Origin of the sequence: Ralstonia sp. TCR112, from assembly GCF_007997035.1 — a bacterium.
Lineage (GTDB): Bacteria > Pseudomonadota > Gammaproteobacteria > Burkholderiales > Burkholderiaceae > Ralstonia > Ralstonia edaphi.
This window is the reverse complement of sequence record NZ_VOSS01000185.1, coordinates 1-1281: the sequence shown is the minus strand read 5'-3', so window position 1 is coordinate 1281 and position 1281 is coordinate 1. Positions and strand designations below refer to the sequence as shown.

At 63.9% G+C, this 1281-nt stretch carries 1 protein-coding gene; it reads right to left on the bottom strand.

Going from position 1 to position 1281, the window contains the following annotated elements:
- Nucleotides 1-34 precede the first annotated feature (34 nt).
- Nucleotides 35-1281: L-cystine transporter (locus tag FUT88_RS25145; protein WP_147219259.1), on the bottom strand; the 1247-nt coding region annotated here is incomplete at its 5' end.

Here is a 1281-nt window from a genome sequence, read left to right as displayed (position 1 = left end):
CCCCATGGCCGGCATTTATATTTCGACGCGCAGATCAGCGGTGCGCCATCTCCACGTCATCGGCAGCATCGAAAACACTGCGATCAGTCTGCCCCAGCAACTGGCTGGTGATCGTCCCGGCGGTCATCGAGCCGTTGACGTTGAGCGCGGTACGGCCCATGTCGATCAGCGGTTCGATGGAGATCAGCAGCGCCACGAGCGTCACCGGCAAGCCCATGGCCGGCAGCACGATCAACGCCGCAAACGTAGCGCCGCCACCCACACCCGCCACGCCAACGGAGCTGAGCGTGACCACCGCCACGAGCGTTGCAATCCATACAGGATCGAACGGGTTGATGCCCACGGTGGGCGCCACCATCACTGCCAGCATGGCGGGATACAGGCCTGCGCAGCCGTTCTGGCCAATGGTCGTGCCAAACGATGCGGCGAAGCTGGCGATCGACTCCGGCACGCCGATGCGCCGCGTCTGCGCCTCGATGCTCAGCGGAATAGTGGCCGCACTCGACCGGCTCGTGAACGCGAACGACAGCGCCGGCCAGACCTTGCGCAAGAAGCGAAGCGGATTGATGCCGTTGAGCGTGAGCAGCACGGCATGCACGCCGAACATGATCGCTAGGCCGAGGTAAGACGCCACCACGAAACCGCCCAGCTTGATGATGTCCTGCACGTTGGACACGGCCACCACGTTCGTCATCAGCGCCAGCACGCCGTAAGGGGTCAGGCGAATGACGAGTCGCACGAGCTTCATCACCCAGGCCTGCGCGGTGTCAATGGCGGTCAGCACGCGCTCGCCCTTCACCGCGTCGTCCTTCAGCAGGTTCAACGCGGCCACGCCCAGGAAGGCCGCGAAGATCACCACGCCGATGATGGACGTCGGCTTGGCGCCGGTCAGCTCGGCGAAGGGGTTCTTCGGAATGAAGGACTGCACCAGCTGCGGCACCGACAGGTCGGCCACCTTGCCGACGTAGTTCTCCTGGATGGCGGTCAGCCGCGCGGTTTCCTGGGCGCCTTGCACCAGCCCCTGCGCCGTCAGGCCAAACAGGTGCGTGACGAACACGCCGACCAGGGCGGAGATCAGCGTCGTAAGCAGCAGCGTGCCGATCGTCAGCACACTGATCTTGCCCAGCGACGCAGTGCTGTTGAGCTTGGCCACCGAATTCAGCACTGATACCAGCACCAGCGGCATGACGATCATCTGCAGCAACTGGACATAGCCGCCGCCAACGATGCCGAACCACGAGATCGACTGCTTGAGCGTCGCGTTGTCGTCGCCATAAATCA